This window comes from Nostoc sp. NZL (assembly GCF_015714705.1).
Classification (GTDB): domain Bacteria; phylum Cyanobacteriota; class Cyanobacteriia; order Cyanobacteriales; family Nostocaceae; genus Nostoc; species Nostoc foliaceum_A.
In genome coordinates, this window is sequence record NZ_WBKL01000208.1 from 42,976 (window position 1) to 58,312 (window position 15,337).

Consider the following 15,337-nt stretch of genomic DNA (forward strand, 5'->3'; position numbering starts at 1 on the left):
ACTTATAATGTTAAGCGATTTAACGGATTTAGTAAGTTAAATTTATGAATATGATTGGAAATATAGCAATTATAATAATTTCATTCAACAGCTAAACTATGAATTTGCAAGACTTTGAAGCCCAGTACCGGGAAGCTATGGCTGAAACGCTCAATGAGCTACAAACAGCAGTTTTGTTGTTGGCACAAGTACAACATAAAATTTCAAAGATTGGTAGTTCTATACAACATATTAGTGAGCGAGTTGAAGAGTTCATTGCAGAGCAAAAATCTGAATAAATGAACGCCCAACAGAAAAGTTTATCTGTGAAGACAAGTCAACTCTTCTTCGATTGTAAGTATAAGCTCCTTGAGTTTTAGAGGTTTAACAAAATAGCGGCGTGCGCCCAAACTCAGAGCTAGTTCTTGATCTGCTTTAAAAGCAAAAGCTGAAACTACAATGATAGGTATTTTTGACAAATCAGGTTTTTGCTGGACTTGTTTTAAGAGTGAATAACCATCAATATCTGGCAGTTTCAAGTCTAATAACATTAAATCTGGTTGAAATTTCTCTATAGTCGAGAAAAAAGCAGACCCTTCTGATAAGCTTTGGACATCGTACCCACAATAATTTAGATAGTCAGTCAGTAACAACCTATTGAGATAATGGTCTTCAACTAGCAAAACTCGTCTAACTTTGTGTGAGCGCAATGGCTGGTCTATATTGAATAATCGTGCTGTCATTGCTATCTATTATCTTATGTAAAAACCAACACTTTTTGCCATAAACTAGAACGGTAGTGCATTTAAACTATTAAACCAATAGAAATTTGGCTTATATAATCTAGTCAAAGATATTAATAAATTAAATTTAGAGGCACTCCAATACTTAATAATAGTATGCTTAAATATAATATTAATTAAATATTAATCTTTTCTTTACGAGATTTTTACAACTTATAGTATTAAATAAACTACTACTTTTAAAAATTGAACTGTCCAAGCTTTATGCGTGAAACTACTTAAGTAGTACTGTAATATCAAGCCCAGCTAATTACTTATCATTTATGATTGCGAGTGTAACGAAGTAAAACGTTCGCCTTTGGCATTCCCGTAGGCTAGCAATCACAAAGTTTTTGGGATTGCTTCCCTTCTTTAGCAGAAGTACTTGCAAACGGTTGCAATGACGGTTATTTAAGCTGACATATATATAACTAATGGTAGACTAATTGCCTTTCTAAAAACAGTTTACATCTGGATGTTAAGGTAAGCCATACCATTTTGCGAAATTGCGTTACAAATATGTTGGTAGTGGTGTAGATATGTTGACCCTTACAAACGGTTTGTTGTAAATATTTTTGTAAATATAGGACTCATATTTGATTTTTGAAAAAACTCAGCCCAATTTAAAAAACCTTCTTTCCCGTTGCCTATTGCTTGCTGACGCAAGTAAGTTCAGAAATCAAAATGGATTGCTATAGCTAGAAGAAAGTATTCATAAAAAAAGGGAGCTGTTAGCTCCCTTTTTTATTTGTAATTTTGAACCCGTAATCTTAAATAACCTGAGTTCGGGTTAAGCCAAAAGCTAAAAAGCTTATTCTCCAAGGATTGAGCAAAACTCTAAGTGATAAAAGAAGCTATTGAAGTAGAATCATTTTGTCAATAAGGTTCACAAAAGAGACTAACCTCAATAATATGCCTTATTGAGAATAGATTAAAACAGAGCTTCAAACCAAACAATGTTAAATCAGGGGTTTTGAGGATTTCTTATCCCGAACTCAGGTTAAATAGATGCTTTTTTAAATTTGCGTTGGGTAGCAAACACACCAGCAACACCCAGCAGACCGAGGATTATTGATGGTTCTGGCACTGCTGCGGGAGGCACACCTTTTATGCTAACTTCATAGTTGCCACTATGAGAAAATTTATCAGCACCTGATCCTAAACTGTTCGTTAGCTCACTTTTGGTAGCAGAAAAGCTGTAAAGGAAATCAGTCTTGTCATTGTAGGTAACTTTAACAACTTCACTGGCTTGGAATCCATTTTTGAGAAAATTACCAAAGCCTCCTAATAGAGGAGCATAGTAATCTTTTAAATTGAAGTGACCAGCTAACCCAATTTTAATTTCGCCAGTGGTGTCATTTTGATTAACGTAAGAGATATTAGGGTCGCTGGAGCGTTGGAAACCACTTATACCATAAAACGCATTAAAGGCTAGCTGGCGGATAACCGAGCTAGGAGTAAAACTTGGTAGTCCTATTGCCAATTTAATTGCAGATTCATTGTTTGCTAGACCAGCTGCATTATAAAATTCGTTAAACCAGGTATTTGCAAAGTTATTTGCTCCATAGCTTGTACTCATTCCTGACCCAGTAGTAAACCAATCTGTTGCTGTCAGACTGCTCAGAGTAATACTTTTGCCACCAATTTGCCCCGTCAAGGTGGTATTTTTGGTGAAATCAAAACCAGGCTGCTCAGTGGTGGCTCGTAACTCTACGTTTCCAGTGGGATTTGTAGCATTACCATCCAGAACTTTCTGGACGTTTGTTTGGGTACTTGGCACAAGTACAGTACTGTTACCTGACACATCATAGACAGAATAATCACTTGCTGCTGTTCCACCGATAATAGCACCAGTGAGTGTTCCAGCTTGTGCTGGTACAGTGGCAAGAGCGCTCACACCAATAGCCATTGAGGCACCAATTACAAGTTTCTGAAAAGTCATCTTCATTTTTTCAAGTCTCTGTCAGTTTGGAAGTTAAGTTTTAAACTACTGCCGTTTTTAGGCTTGGGCTGTCTTGACTACAGGCTTTTTGGCAATACGGCTGCTTAAAAACGCGACCTGCATTGTTAGCCATCTTTGGTATCTGAGCGTACAAACCTAGTTTAAGAAACGGGGAGACTTGATTGGGTAAAGTTCCTTCTGATTATCAATAAAAAAATGAAGAATATTTTGATGCTTTTATACGTCGAATTACATATTTTCTTTAAAATATATTGTATAAAAAATAATATAATATTTTGATGTACAGTATAATACAGTGATTAGTAAGGACGCACAAATGTGCACCCCTACCGCATGTTCTATTCGTGGACTTTGCCGCCAAAAATCCTTAGCGTTTAGTTTGAGAAGAAAATCAATGAAGGAATTGGGCAATTCTTTCCACAGCAGTTTCTAACAAAGGTGGCTCATGCACCAAGGCAAAACGGACATACCCTTCTCCAGATTTGCCAAAGCCAGCACCTGGGGAAGCAGCTACACCAGTTTGTTTGACTAGCTGGGTACAAAATTTTATGGAGTTTTGATTCCAAGGTGAAGGCAATTTTGCCCAGATGTACATTGTGGCTTTGGGAGTAGGAACGTTCCAGCCAATGCGGTGTAAAGCACTGATAAAAGCATCACGGCGCTGCTGGAAGGTAGCGACAGCAGATTCTACCCCAGCTTGAGGCCCAGTTAGAGCAGCGATCGCACCATTCAAAATTCCCCGATACTGATTAAAATCAACAGCGGCTTTTACTTGACGTAAGGCGTTAATTAACTCAGCATTACCGATGGCGTAGCCAATACGGAAGCCGCCCATATTGTAGGACTTGGAAAGGGTAAAAAATTCAATTGAGACGCTTTTCTCTGGATCAGCTTGCAGAATTGAAGGTACTAAGGATTTTGGATTGGGAGAAGAATTTTTTTGCTCCCCAGTCCGCTCAAATACTAAATCTACGTAGGGGAAATCATGAACTAGGGCGAGATTGTGTTGCTGACAAAATGCGACAGCTTCTTGGAAGAAAGATAAAGGAGCGATCGCAGCAGTGGGATTATGAGGATAACTTAATACCATCATGCGCGACTGGGCCAAGACTGGGGCGGGAATGTCAGCAAACACAGGTAAAAAACCGTTTTCTGCTCGTAGTGGCATCGGATAGATTTGACCACTAGCTAAATAAACTCCCCCAGCATGGGAGGGATATCCTGGATCGAGCAAGAGAGCGAAATCTCCTGGATTGAGTATTGCTAGGGGTAAATGGGCAGTGCCTTCTTGAGAACCAATCAGAGGTAGTACCTCAGTTTGGGGATCGACTTTGAGTCCAAATTTTTGTTCGTACCAGTTGGCTGCGGCTTGGCGAAATCCTTGGGTACCGTTAAACAACAGATAGCCGTGGGTACTGCGATCGTGAAGAGATTCGGCGATCGCCTCGATGACATGTGCCTCGGCTGGTAAATCAGAAGACCCCAACGACAAATCAATTACTTGTTGTCCAGCAGCCAAAGCGATTGCCTTGGCTCTGTCCATATCAGCAAATACATTAGATTGCAGGGGTTGTAAACGTTTTGCAAATTGCATGTTAGTCATTAGTCATTAGTCATTAGTCATTAGTTATTTAGTCATTTGGACTATGAACTTTTAACTAATTACTATTTAAGTGTGTATCTAAAAGAGCAAGTAATTTCTCTTTGCCGATGACTCCCTCAGTGGAGATCAAAACTTCTTGTCCTTGAAATAGTCTTAGAGCTGGTACACCTTCCACTTGGTACTGCTTAACAGTGAGTGGGTTGGGGTCAATTTCCATTTTAACGATTTTGAGGCGATCGCTATATTTGATAGCAGCTGAGTTAATTAGGGGGGACATCAATTGACAAGGCCCACACCAGGAAGCCCAAAAGTAAACTAACACAGGCTGTTCAGCTTTTAACACTTCTGTTTCAAACTCAGCATCAGTTATGGTGATTACAGCCTTACTCATTGCAGTCTCCATCGGGTGGCGATCAAATTTGGCACACACAATACTTTATCCCAAAGTAGTCAATAGTCCATAGTCAATAATTCATAGTTATTTTGATTGTTAACTATTGACGAATGACGCAAAATCCCACAGCCAATAGGTGTGGGACTAGCTCAATTAAGTTTTCTACCAATTTTACAGTTGATCCAATTGCTTGCGTAGGGAATCCAACTCGGCATCAACCACCTCATTAGACTTAGGAGGAGTGGTTTCTTGTTGCGGTGGCAGTTGTGCTTGAGTTACTGGAGTAGCAGGTGGTAGCATTTGCGCTTTCAAAGCTGCCAATTCATCATCAACATCGCTACCACCTTCCAACTGGGCAAATTGGGTTTCTAAATCTGCACCTGCTAACTCTCCTTGTGCCTGGGCCCTGGCTTCTTGCATCAAGACTTTTTCTTCCATCCGCTCGAAGGCAGACATTGCACTGCTGGTATTCATCCCCCGCACCATGCCTTGAAGTTGTTCTTGGGCTTTGGCAGTGGTGATTCTAGCTTTGAGCATTTCTTTCTTGGTTTTAGCTTCAGAAATCTTGCTTTCCAGCTGGATTAAGTTGCGCTTGAGGGTTTCAACTTGAGTGCTTTGGGTATCTAAACTAGATTTGAGGGCGGCGCTGGTGTCAGTATAAGTTTTTTTGCGCTCTAGAGCTTGTCGCGCTAAGTTCTCATCACCTTTTTGCAGGGCCAGTTGGGCATTGCGTTGCCACTTATTGATTTCATTTTGGGCATCATTGTACTGTTTCTCACTGCGTTTTTGGGCGGCGATCGCCTGGGCTACTCCCTGACGCAACTGAACCAAGTCTTCCTGCATTTCCAGGATGGCTTGTTCTAGCATTTTTTCAGGGTCTTCGGCTTTGTTAACCAGGTCGTTGAGGTTAGAACTAACTACTCGCTTAATGCGATCGAATAATCCCATAACTTTGTTTTTCCTTGTGTGGTTTACGCTTTTTGTTGGACAGTTAGCTTTTTTACTTTTTAATAGCTACCTATTTCAATGTAATCTTTCCAGTTTGAATCAGTACCTTCTAACAGCTCTTAATTGTTAAGATATCTCCAAAGTGGGGTCATTAGCAGAACTTCAAGAGTCCTGAGTTTTAGGTAACTGCTGTTGGGGAGGCGGCTCTGTCTTCGGGTTCTCCTGACTGAGGAGACTGTTGTGCTGTATGTTTTCTGCCCCGTTTAAAGCCTGCACCTTCATTGCTGCCAATTCGGCATCCACATCATTAGTAGATTCCAAAGAAGTAAATTGTGTTTCCAAGTCGTCGCTGCTAAGTTGAGCGATCGCTTCTGATTTAGCTTCTATTTGCGAAACTTTTTCTTCCATCCGCTCAAAAGCGCTCAGACTACTGGTGGTAGAAGCTCCGCCAAGCATTTCTTGGAGGCGATAAGACGCTTCGGCAGAACGGGCGCGAGCAATATACATATCTTTTTTTGTTTTCGCCTCGGAAATTTTTAACTCTAGCGATCGCATATCCTTTTTTAGCCTAGCTACTATATCGTTTTGCTGCTCTATCTGGGAAAAGAGGGCTGTAGTGGTTTCTTTATAGGCTTGGCGCTTAGTCAAAGCTTCCCGTGCTAGAGGTTCGCTGCCTTGTTGCAAGGCCAATTGAGCGCGGCGATACCATTCTTCTGTTTGAGACTGGGCAGCCGCTGCCTGTCGTTCGGTGCGTTTCTGGGTAGCGATCGCTTGTGCTACACCCTGCCGCAACCGCACCAGATTTTCCTGCATTTCCAAGACAGTTTGCTCCAGAATCTTTTCTGGATCTTCTGCACTGCCGATCAAACTATTGAGATTAGCGCGAATCACCCGCAGGATACGCTTGATTAATTCCATGTCGGCTCTCCATTCACGAAATTCAGTGCTGAGTAATGAGTTTTGATAATTACTCATCACCGCAGATTATGTAGATGCCACATCCCAACTAAACTTAGTGCTGAGTATTAAAACTCCTGACTTTACCAAAAGGACGCGGAAAGTAGTAAATGCGGCAACGCGGATAATTAAAATGTCCTCGTGTCCTCCTGTACCCATGTCCTGTTTACGCAGGACTCAGCACTCATGACTGAGGACTGTTATCTCATCGTATCGTAGATTTTTGCAACTTATGGCTGCTGAATCCGTGCCTTGATTCCCCTTGCCTGTAACAATTTCAAATGTTGTTGTACTTGCTCTTTAGTCTTAAAAGCACCCAAATAAACCAATTCTTTGTTGGGTGATAAATAAGCATCGGGAATTACTTGCCGTGCTGAGGCTAAAGCCGCGTCTTTATTATCTATCACTACATGATAGAACCCATCTGTTGCTGGTTTGATTTCTGCATCCGGCTTTGGTGAGGTTGCGATTTGGCTGGGCGAGGTTTTTGGCGGTGAAGTGGGAGGCAAATTTAGGGGAGGCAAAGGCTGTAGCGTCGGTACTGGTGCTAAAGCAATCGGATTTGTCGGTTTTAGGGCTGTGTTGGGTTCAGGCAATGCCGCTTGTGGATTTGCGGGGTTTTGGGGAACGACTGGATTAGGTACTACTGCGAGGGTTGGTTGGACTTTTGGTTTTAAGCCAACTACATCATTGGGGTCTCTCACCTCAGGAAACTCTTTAGCAGCTAGATTGGGATACTTGGGTATAGATGTGCTTGGTGGCTGGCTCTGAGGTTGGATATTACTCCCGACTTCTTCAGTATTTTCTGGTGCAGAAGACGAGTTACCGTTAAACAAATTGGCTAAATTCCATTGTGACAAGCTTTTGGGATTGAACACTACATAACCCAAGGTAAGACTCGCCACCAAAAGCAGCAACATTGAGCCGATACCCAAAGGTGATAGCAGACTATCGCTAGAATTGCTGCTTGGTTTCTTAGTTTCTGGTTGTTCTTCTGTCAGACTTCGCAGCAGTGCTTCACTGGATTCCAAATAGTCATCTGGGTGCTTAGGGGCGTCATCTGGCTGTAAGAGATTTTCGCTCTTAGTATCTTTAACAACTGCTGGCACAATGCTGCTACTAAAGTTGGGCGGCGGCGGTGGAAGTTGAGTTTGTGTTTTAGCAGAATCTGAGGTGGAGGGCACATTGAAATTATTTAGTTCCTCAGTTTTTGCCGTAGCTAACGCTGGGTTTTTTTGAGGATTCGCAGCTACAGAAGATGCGGGTGGTACGTCAATTTTTGCCGTAGCTGGCGCTGGGGTTACCTGATGATTCACGGGTACAGATGCAGGCGGCACGTTGGTTTTGATTTCCGTTACTGATGACTGAGTTGTGCCCGATGCTGTAGAGATGGCATTCAACGGCTGGGGTTGACTGCTCATGTAACTTGCGACACGGGACTGTTTTGATGACATCAAACCAGTTCGCGTGCGTCGGTACCGAGCTAACTCTTGATCTAGCGGCACCTCTAAACTCGCTAGTGCTGCTGCTAGTGCTGGTTTCAACCCAGGTGTTTTAGATGATTGAGTACCGGAATCGTTCAGGGGGTTTTGAGTCATTGTCTCTGTGCCTCAAACGTAGACTGCTGAAATTAACTTTAGATATATTTGTGACAATAGTAGCGAAAATTATCTAAATAGATAGACTGGGCATAGGGGCAGGTAGGATGCTGCTCTTCCAGAGGGGAAAACTCTTCTCCCTTGCTCCTCACTCAGCACTCAGCACTTTGAATGATGTCGTTGAAATCAATTAATGATATTTTATGGGTTCTAGAAAAGCAGGCTAAATGGCAGGAGCAACCATTTCAACGCCTGCTCAAGTTTTGGCCAGAAGTTGTTGGCCCAGTGGTTGCCGCCAATACTCGACCATTATCGATTCAGCGCGATGTTTTGTCGGTAGCAACTTCTAGTGCTGCTTGGGCGCAAAACCTGACTTTTGGCCGCTCGTCTCTGCTTTTAAAGTTGAATAAAAACCTGCCAACACCTTTGGTTGATATTCGCTTCTCTACTGCTAACTGGCAGAATCCATCGGTGGAGAGAAAACAGCAACAAACGGTTTCGCCTCATGAGCATCCCAGTTACCTTGGTGATGAGATTAGCCGCCCTGATGTTACACCCACTAAGGATGTAAATGCTGCTTTTGGGCATTGGACGAGGATCATGCGATCGCGATCGCATGGCTTACCCCTTTGTCCCCAGTGTCAATCTCCCACCCCGCCCGGCGAACTCCAGCGTTGGGAAGTCTGTTCTGTCTGTGCGGCTAAACAGTTTTGAAGGGAATCAGTCCTAACCTAAATTAAAAGCTAAATAGTTTAGCGATTATTCGTTGAGCAGAATTTATCCTAAAGTAACTTGTTACTGCTACACAAAATAGTTCTGATTCTTAAGAAAAAATGTATTTCACTGCTAAAATATGCCTAATGTGGTATCAAAAGCAGACAATTTATCTGAAATTATCTGCCTTAAGCTATCCTTAAGGAGGAAGTTAAAAGGCTAGAGAAATCAAAAGCTTTGGTTTTAGTCTTGATCCCTAATAAGTTTTAGCCAATATCTATAGGCAACCACTCTAAGCATTATTTAAAAATATAACAAGAATATAAAAATATCCTAAAGTTTATTTTTTCGTCGGGATCGCTGGAACCTATAGAAAACAATGGCTTTTTGGCTTTTATCCGTCTTTATATATAGAAGCAAAATATAAGGATGAAATTCAGCCGGAAACGGCACTAAAGATGAATCCAAATGAAACCCATTAAATTTTTAGCATCTGCCTGTAGATATTGCCGTCATTACCAGCCAGAGGGTCGCCGTGGCGGAACATGCCAGCAATTGGGAGCACCAGTTCAAGCAACTTGGAAAGCTTGCTCTTTGGCGCTTCCACCTTTTGCACCTTCTTGGGAAACCTTGGAAGATGCTTGGAGTTTGCCAGATGCTGCCCCAGTTTTAACATCTTCTCACTCCTTAGCCTCAGATTTAGAAAATGCTGCTCTTGCCCCTGTAGAGGAAATAGCTGCCTCTGTATCTGAACAGGTAAAGAATAAAGCAGTGGTTATTTAGTCATCCATTATTACTGAACTGATTTTGTAGTTTGCTTAAGATAAGATTTGTTTTTAAGATTTTTAGTGCTGTAAACGTTGACATCTACAAAAATCGCACCCTTTAGTGAGGTGCGATTTTTGCAGTTTTAAGGTAACCAAGGAAAAGAGCGGAAATCTGGTGGCCGCTTTTCGAGAAACGCTTGTTTGCCCTCAGACCCCTCTTCTGTCATGTAATAGAGTAGGGTGGCATTGCCAGCGAGTTCTTGTAAACCAGCTTGTCCGTCACAATCAGCGTTGAATGCGGCTTTGAGACATCGAATTGCGATCGGACTTTTTTCTAAAATCTCCTGCGCCCATTGAATACCTTCCGCTTCTAGTTGTTCGACTGGGACGACACAATTAATTAAGCCCATTTCTAGCGCTTGTTGTGCATCATATTGGCGGCAGAGAAACCAAATTTCTCTAGCTTTTTTTTGCCCGACGATGCGGGCGAGATAGCTGGCTCCAAAACCACCGTCGAAACTGCCTACTTTGGGGCCAGTCTGTCCGAAAATGGCGTTATCAGCAGCAATGGTAAGGTCGCAAATTAAGTGTAGGACATGTCCACCACCGATCGCATATCCAGCTACTAAAGCAATCACCACTTTTGGCATGGAACGAATCAGGCGTTGTAAGTCCAGCACATTCAAGCGAGGGATGCCAGTATCATCCACATAACCCGCATGTCCCCGCACACTTTGATCGCCACCAGAACAGAAAGCATATTTGCCATCAGTGTGTGGGCCATAGCCCGTAAATAAGACAACACCAATAGTAGTATCTTCACGAGCATTACAGAAAGCGTCGTACAGTTCAAAGACTGTTTCAGGACGGAAAGCATTGCGTTTATGGGGACGGTTGATGGTGATTTTTGCAATGCCATCGGTTTTTTGATACAGGATGTCTTCGTAGGTTTTGGCCGTTTGCCAGTTAATTTGCATTGGTATGGAGTGCGGTGTTGTGCTTGAGAATTTTATCGCGGACGCAGGGACATGCGATACCTGCGGTGGTCACTGAGCTAGGTCGTTCGCGGAGCGTCTCGTAGAGAAGTGTGGGCTACGCCTACGCTAAAATTCGTGTCTTAAGCCTTTACAATCTTGTAATTGTCTGGGTGTTGAGGAATAAAAATGCGACGTGACACCATCTTCTATAAATTATTTAAGCAATTTCCCGGTTTGCTATTTGAATTAGTAGATGAACCACCCCCAGAAGCGGAAAACTACCAGTTTGAATCAGTTGAGGTGAAAGAAACCGCATTTCGGATTGATGGAGTGTTTTTACCTCCCGATAATGCAGTTTCCAAAACCGTCTTTTTTGCTGAAGTCCAGTTTCAGAAGGACGAAGACTTATATCACCGCTTCTTTAGCGAATTGTTTTTGTTTCTCTACCGCAACTCTATTCGTTACGATGACTGGTTTGGAGTAATAATTTTTGCTTCTCGCAGCCTGGAACCTTCTTTCTCTTCGATTCACCGCGCTTTGCTGGAAAGTATTCAAGTCAGGCGGGTTTATCTGGATGAGTTGGGGGATTTGCGACAACAACCTTTGGGATTGGGTTTGATGTTGCTGACAAATGTTACTTCTGAAACCGAAGCAGTGGAAGGGGCGCGGTTTTTGCTACAACAAGCACGGCAACAATCGGAGCAAGCGATAATTGATTTAGTGACGACGATTATCGTCTACAAGTTTTCTAAGCTTAGTCGAGAGGAGATTCAAGCAATGTTAGGACTGAATTTGGAAGAACCACGGGCTATTCGGGAAGCGAAGGAAGAAGGAGAAAGAAAGGTCGTTTTAAGACTGTTAAATCGGCGCGTGGGTAATATTCCTGATGCGCTTCTGTCTCAGATTCAAGGGTTATCGGTGGAACAGTTGGAAGCTTTAGGTGATGCTTTGTTGGATTTCTCTACTCTTGCTGATTTGGAAGGATGGTTACAAGGTGAAGTAAGCGGGTAAGTTTCACCCACAGACGCAGAGGAGGAGAGCGATCACACTTCGTAAAGTAATTATGCCTACAAATAAAGTTTCTGTAGCGAAGAAGCATTTGCAGACACGCGGGTATATCAGAAGCTGTGGAAGAAAAAGTGCGATCGCTCCTCCTGCGACTGTTAAAACGACTATTTGGTAAAATTGCTGAGGTACTTTTAGCCGAAGTATAAGTATTCTCGCTGAAACAGTTGGAAGCGATTGAGATTGTGATCGCTAACTTGGAAGGGTGATTATAAACTCAATCAGAGGTCACAAACCGTTTTTATTTTATGCTAATTTGCAGTCTAAAAATATAAAGAATATAATATTTGTTGTTAATTGCATGATTTCACCTCATCAAAGATAATATTTTATGGATTTTCTGAAAACTACAATAGCTTTCTTTCTTTTTTTTCTGGGCTATTCAATACTTAGGGATTTTGTACCATTCCCTGTTGTAATTTTGATAGTACTATGTGTTTTAGGGACCTTATTCTTATTCAGCACTAATAGTAGCAATAACCCATAAATATTTTATGATAAAAACTCACAGAATACAATTAACAATGTGTATTAGGCGCAAACCAGCAAAATAAAATTTATTTTTTGTATTATTTATATGAATTTAATGTATTAGTTCAGGCGGTGTCTGACACTGCTAGAATAAAACAATTCCAATTTTTTATTTATTCAAAAAATCTGTTGAGTTTATATGCAACTAGATAATCCAGCACTAACTGCTATATATTTTGCTAGTATTACCGCTATGGTTAGCGTAATCACTAATTTAGTTATTACTATTATCTCTAACTACTTTCAAAATACTAGGCAAAAAAGAACCGAACTCCAAGATATATACGCTGGTTGTATTAAGAGTATTGCAACATTAACAACTCTTTCGACCGCAACCGAAACTAACTTGGATAATATAGAGCAGTCATTAGTGGAAGCTAAAAAATACTTGGCTCTTTTACTCATACGCACCAGAAATAGAAATCAAATTAAACAAATTGAGGAAGAAGCCTTTTTATTTACTACAGGACAGTATAAACAGCTTATAGAAAAAGCTATTATAAAGGGATTAAAACCTTCAGAAAGATTTCAATATATAGAAGACGAAAAAAATAAAGCGCTTTTTAGTGCAGCAGATATAATACTTAAACGAATTATAGAATTTGCACCTCAAGATAAAAGATTAATATTATAAAGTAAGTAATAATTAATCAATTTTCAAAAAAATTAAAGAAAAGCCAACATTTATCAAGTAATAGTTAAATTTTAATATCCACCGCAAACTGTCCTAAATTATCTTTTCGCCACTGAGCATCATGTTTGCGATTTGTCCGCACCTCCAAAACCCTAATCCCATGATTTGGAAGTGGGTTTAATCTTTGCTGCAACTGCTGCCAAGAAGTAATCAATTCATGCTGCACATTATAAGTAGCGCATAACTGAGCAAAATCAATATCCTGGGGAGTGCCAAAAAATTCTTCAAATGGTGGGTCAAACTTGGCAATAGGTAGCATTTCAAAAATTCCACCACCATTGTTGTTGATTAACACAATCGTGAGATGTCCCACAAACTTATTGCGGATTAAAAAACCATTGGTGTCATGCAACAAAGCTAAATCTCCCGTTAACATCACACTACTTTGCTGGCGATGGGCAATTCCTAAAGCTGTGGATAATGTGCCATCAATGCCATTTGCACCCCGGTTAAAGTGCGATCGCACTCCTAAATTATTCGGTTTCCAGAAATATTCCACATCCCGCACAGGCATACTATTGGCAATAAACAGAGGCGTTCCTGGCGGTAAAATCTGAGAAATTAACCAAGCTGCTTTACTCTCAATGATTTCATCTATTTTCCCCATCGTATGGTCAACAGCTAACCTAACCTTAGTTTCCGCATCACACCATTGCTGTAAATAGTCTGAGGATAAAGATAAATTTATCTCCTCTGCTTTTATATCTTCTACAGATATCCGTAAATGCGTTGTCCTTCCATGCAAAGGGTCGAGGTTTTGATGGCTGGGGTCAATTACCCAGCGTCGCGGTTGGGTTGCATCTATCCAGCTACGCAGTTCTTTACTTGTAGGCATTTCACCAACCTGAATCACCATTTCGGGCGCTAACTGCTTTGCTAGTTGCTGATTTCGCAAAATCAGGTCATAAGTGGAAATCAAATAAGGGTTGAGTTCGGCATAATTTCTCACTGGGGAAAGTCCCTCAGCTAGCACAGGCCATTTGAGAGTCTGAGAAAGGCGCGCGATCGCTCTACAATATTCCTGTGGTTGCGACGGTTGGGCAACACCTGCGATGATGATACCGCGATCGCATTCTTTCCATTTTTGGGGAATGGAGAATAGGGAATGGGGAATGGGGAATAGCGTGGTACTTGCTATTTCAGCGAAAAAGTCTTCTGGGTGAAACTGTGATTGCAAATAGCTCAAGTCAGTTCCATCAGGAACAGGTGCTAAGGGATCGCGAAAGGGAATATTCAAGTGTACTGGCCCCTTTGTAGGAGTTTGCGCCCTTTCCCAGCTATGAATTACCGTTTGTCGCAGGTAAGCTAGCATTCCCATATCGGCGGAGGGTAAGGCTAACTCCGTTTGCCAATTTGGGTAGTTTCCATATAATCTCAATTGATCCACAGTTTGCCCAGAGTGACAATCTCGCAATTCTGGTGGTCTATCGGTGGTCAATATCAACAGTGGTACGCCACTATATGAGGCTTCAATTACTGCTGGATAAAAATTTGCTCCTGCTGTACCAGAGGTGCAAACAATTACCACAGGCCGTCCGGTTGCTTTAGCTTGTCCCAATGCAAAAAAGGCGGCGGAACGTTCATCAAGAATGGAAATCGCTTCAATCTCAGGTACTTGTTGAGCAAAGGCGATCGCTAACGGTGTAGAGCGCGATCCAGGACAAATAATGGCACAAGTCAATCCCAACCGCTTTAGCGTCTCTGTTAAGATATAACCCCAAAGTTGATTAACATTCCTATAGGCGATCGGCATTAAATCAAACATAGCTATAAAACAATCTTAAATTTTAGATTTTGTCTAGGGAAATTCAATTTAAAATCCATCTGGGAAAGTTTGACAAATGCGGAGATGGAACCCAACACCGCCACGCGAGTTTGTGGGAAAGAAAATCTCCAAGCAAACTGACTCCACTTTCTACAAAATGCACAATTTGCTCTCAAACTTTTATGGACTGCATTCATTTAACAGGAATTCGCGGCTATGGCTACACTGGTTATCTGCCAGAAGAACAGGTTCTAGGACAATGGTTTGAGGTGGATGTGAAGTTATGGTTGGATATCTCCACAGCGGCCAAGACTGACGCGATCGAAGACACTTTAGATTATCGCAGCGTCATTAGCTTGATACAACATCTGATCAAAACGTCTAAGTTTGCTTTGGTGGAGAAATTGGTAGCAACGATCGCAGATTCTATTCTCCAAGAGTGCGATCGTGTAACAAAAGTCCAAGTCATTCTGAGTAAACCTGCTGCACCTATTCCAGACTTTGGCGGCAAAATTAGCATTGAACTTACTAAAAGTAAGTCCAATATCTAAAGTGTTTTTTCTATCCATAAGCTAGCAAAGAGAGGGGGTTTCCGTGGAG

General features: G+C 41.6%; 15 protein-coding genes. 6 read left to right on the plus strand and 9 right to left on the minus strand.

Annotated elements, in window-relative coordinates; all coding sequences use genetic code 11:
- The first annotated feature begins 98 nt into the window (after window positions 1–98).
- Window positions 99–278: a hypothetical protein gene (locus F8R90_RS31125; RefSeq protein ID WP_196513936.1), complete on the plus strand. Its 180-nt coding sequence runs from the start codon at window positions 99–101 to the stop codon at window positions 276–278.
- Between the two features lie 21 nt (window positions 279–299).
- On the opposite strand, the gene F8R90_RS31130 is transcribed toward F8R90_RS31125, so the two are convergent.
- The 7 genes from F8R90_RS31130 to F8R90_RS31160 form a co-directional block, all read right to left on the minus strand.
- A complete protein-coding gene (locus F8R90_RS31130) occupies window positions 300–722 on the minus strand; it encodes a response regulator (protein WP_196513937.1) in 423 nt (140 codons plus the stop codon).
- A gap of 1,039 nt (window positions 723–1,761) precedes the next feature.
- The gene (locus F8R90_RS31135; RefSeq protein ID WP_230967172.1) at window positions 1,762–2,703 is read right to left on the minus strand and encodes an NF038130 family PEP-CTERM protein; all 942 of its coding nucleotides are present in this window, start codon (window positions 2,701–2,703) and stop codon (window positions 1,762–1,764) included.
- Window positions 2,704–3,115: 412 nt separating this feature from the next.
- A complete protein-coding gene (locus tag F8R90_RS31140) occupies window positions 3,116–4,318 on the minus strand; it encodes an LL-diaminopimelate aminotransferase (RefSeq protein ID WP_196513960.1) in 1,203 nt (400 codons plus the stop codon).
- 64 nt (window positions 4,319–4,382) lie between these two features.
- On the minus strand, window positions 4,383–4,718 hold the full coding sequence (locus F8R90_RS31145; protein ID WP_196513961.1) for a thioredoxin family protein: 336 nt from the start codon (window positions 4,716–4,718) through the stop codon (window positions 4,383–4,385).
- Window positions 4,719–4,892: 174 nt separating this feature from the next.
- On the minus strand, window positions 4,893–5,669 hold the full coding sequence (locus F8R90_RS31150; protein ID WP_196513939.1) for a PspA/IM30 family protein: 777 nt from the start codon (window positions 5,667–5,669) through the stop codon (window positions 4,893–4,895).
- A gap of 162 nt (window positions 5,670–5,831) precedes the next feature.
- Window positions 5,832–6,587, minus strand: coding sequence for a PspA/IM30 family protein (locus F8R90_RS31155; RefSeq protein WP_196513940.1), 756 nt, complete (start codon window positions 6,585–6,587; stop codon window positions 5,832–5,834).
- A 269-nt stretch (window positions 6,588–6,856) separates the two neighbouring features.
- Window positions 6,857–8,224, minus strand: a complete 1,368-nt coding sequence (locus F8R90_RS31160; protein ID WP_196513941.1) for a hypothetical protein — start codon at window positions 8,222–8,224, stop codon at window positions 6,857–6,859.
- Window positions 8,225–8,398: 174 nt separating this feature from the next.
- On the opposite strand from F8R90_RS31160, the gene F8R90_RS31165 reads away from it, so the two are divergent.
- Together F8R90_RS31165 and F8R90_RS31170 are read left to right on the plus strand one after the other, a co-directional pair.
- Entirely contained in the window at window positions 8,399–8,938 is a 540-nt protein-coding gene (locus F8R90_RS31165) for a DUF721 domain-containing protein (protein WP_196513962.1), read from the plus strand.
- 468 nt (window positions 8,939–9,406) lie between these two features.
- Window positions 9,407–9,721: a hypothetical protein gene (locus F8R90_RS31170; RefSeq protein WP_196513942.1), complete on the plus strand. Its 315-nt coding sequence runs from the start codon at window positions 9,407–9,409 to the stop codon at window positions 9,719–9,721.
- A gap of 127 nt (window positions 9,722–9,848) precedes the next feature.
- Here F8R90_RS31170 and menB read toward each other — a convergent pair whose 3' ends face one another.
- A complete protein-coding gene (gene menB / locus F8R90_RS31175; RefSeq protein ID WP_163936219.1) occupies window positions 9,849–10,682 on the minus strand; it encodes a 1,4-dihydroxy-2-naphthoyl-CoA synthase in 834 nt (277 codons plus the stop codon).
- 186 nt (window positions 10,683–10,868) lie between these two features.
- On the opposite strand from menB, the gene F8R90_RS31180 reads away from it, so the two are divergent.
- Both F8R90_RS31180 and F8R90_RS31185 read left to right on the plus strand, forming a co-directional pair.
- Window positions 10,869–11,693, plus strand: coding sequence for a DUF2887 domain-containing protein (locus F8R90_RS31180; protein WP_196513943.1), 825 nt, complete (start codon window positions 10,869–10,871; stop codon window positions 11,691–11,693).
- Between the two features lie 724 nt (window positions 11,694–12,417).
- Window positions 12,418–12,912: a hypothetical protein gene (locus F8R90_RS31185; protein WP_196513944.1), complete on the plus strand. Its 495-nt coding sequence runs from the start codon at window positions 12,418–12,420 to the stop codon at window positions 12,910–12,912.
- A gap of 64 nt (window positions 12,913–12,976) precedes the next feature.
- Here the strand turns inward: F8R90_RS31185 and menD are convergent, their stop codons facing one another.
- Window positions 12,977–14,737 carry a 2-succinyl-5-enolpyruvyl-6-hydroxy-3-cyclohexene-1-carboxylic-acid synthase gene (gene menD / locus F8R90_RS31190; RefSeq protein WP_196513945.1) on the minus strand — a complete coding sequence of 587 codons (1,761 nt, stop codon included), beginning with the start codon at window positions 14,735–14,737 and terminating at the stop codon, window positions 12,977–12,979.
- Between the two features lie 182 nt (window positions 14,738–14,919).
- Between menD and folB the strand changes: the two genes are divergently transcribed.
- Window positions 14,920–15,288 carry a dihydroneopterin aldolase gene (gene folB / locus F8R90_RS31195; protein ID WP_190898509.1) on the plus strand — a complete coding sequence of 123 codons (369 nt, stop codon included), beginning with the start codon at window positions 14,920–14,922 and terminating at the stop codon, window positions 15,286–15,288.
- Window positions 15,289–15,337 lie beyond the last annotated feature (49 nt).

Coding starts and splice junctions, on each gene's coding strand:
- F8R90_RS31125 (WP_196513936.1), top strand. CDS start 99: ATGAATTTGCAAGACTTTGAAGCCCAGTACCGGGAAGCTATGGCTGAA.
- F8R90_RS31130 (WP_196513937.1), bottom strand. CDS start 722: ATGACAGCACGATTATTCAATATAGACCAGCCATTGCGCTCACACAAA.
- F8R90_RS31135 (WP_230967172.1), bottom strand. CDS start 2,703: ATGACTTTTCAGAAACTTGTAATTGGTGCCTCAATGGCTATTGGTGTG.
- F8R90_RS31140 (WP_196513960.1), bottom strand. CDS start 4,318: ATGCAATTTGCAAAACGTTTACAACCCCTGCAATCTAATGTATTTGCT.
- F8R90_RS31145 (WP_196513961.1), bottom strand. CDS start 4,718: ATGAGTAAGGCTGTAATCACCATAACTGATGCTGAGTTTGAAACAGAA.
- F8R90_RS31150 (WP_196513939.1), bottom strand. CDS start 5,669: ATGGGATTATTCGATCGCATTAAGCGAGTAGTTAGTTCTAACCTCAAC.
- F8R90_RS31155 (WP_196513940.1), bottom strand. CDS start 6,587: ATGGAATTAATCAAGCGTATCCTGCGGGTGATTCGCGCTAATCTCAAT.
- F8R90_RS31160 (WP_196513941.1), bottom strand. CDS start 8,224: ATGACTCAAAACCCCCTGAACGATTCCGGTACTCAATCATCTAAAACA.
- F8R90_RS31165 (WP_196513962.1), top strand. CDS start 8,399: ATGTCGTTGAAATCAATTAATGATATTTTATGGGTTCTAGAAAAGCAG.
- F8R90_RS31170 (WP_196513942.1), top strand. CDS start 9,407: ATGAAACCCATTAAATTTTTAGCATCTGCCTGTAGATATTGCCGTCAT.
- menB (WP_163936219.1), bottom strand. CDS start 10,682: ATGCAAATTAACTGGCAAACGGCCAAAACCTACGAAGACATCCTGTAT.
- F8R90_RS31180 (WP_196513943.1), top strand. CDS start 10,869: ATGCGACGTGACACCATCTTCTATAAATTATTTAAGCAATTTCCCGGT.
- F8R90_RS31185 (WP_196513944.1), top strand. CDS start 12,418: ATGCAACTAGATAATCCAGCACTAACTGCTATATATTTTGCTAGTATT.
- menD (WP_196513945.1), bottom strand. CDS start 14,737: ATGTTTGATTTAATGCCGATCGCCTATAGGAATGTTAATCAACTTTGG.
- folB (WP_190898509.1), top strand. CDS start 14,920: ATGGACTGCATTCATTTAACAGGAATTCGCGGCTATGGCTACACTGGT.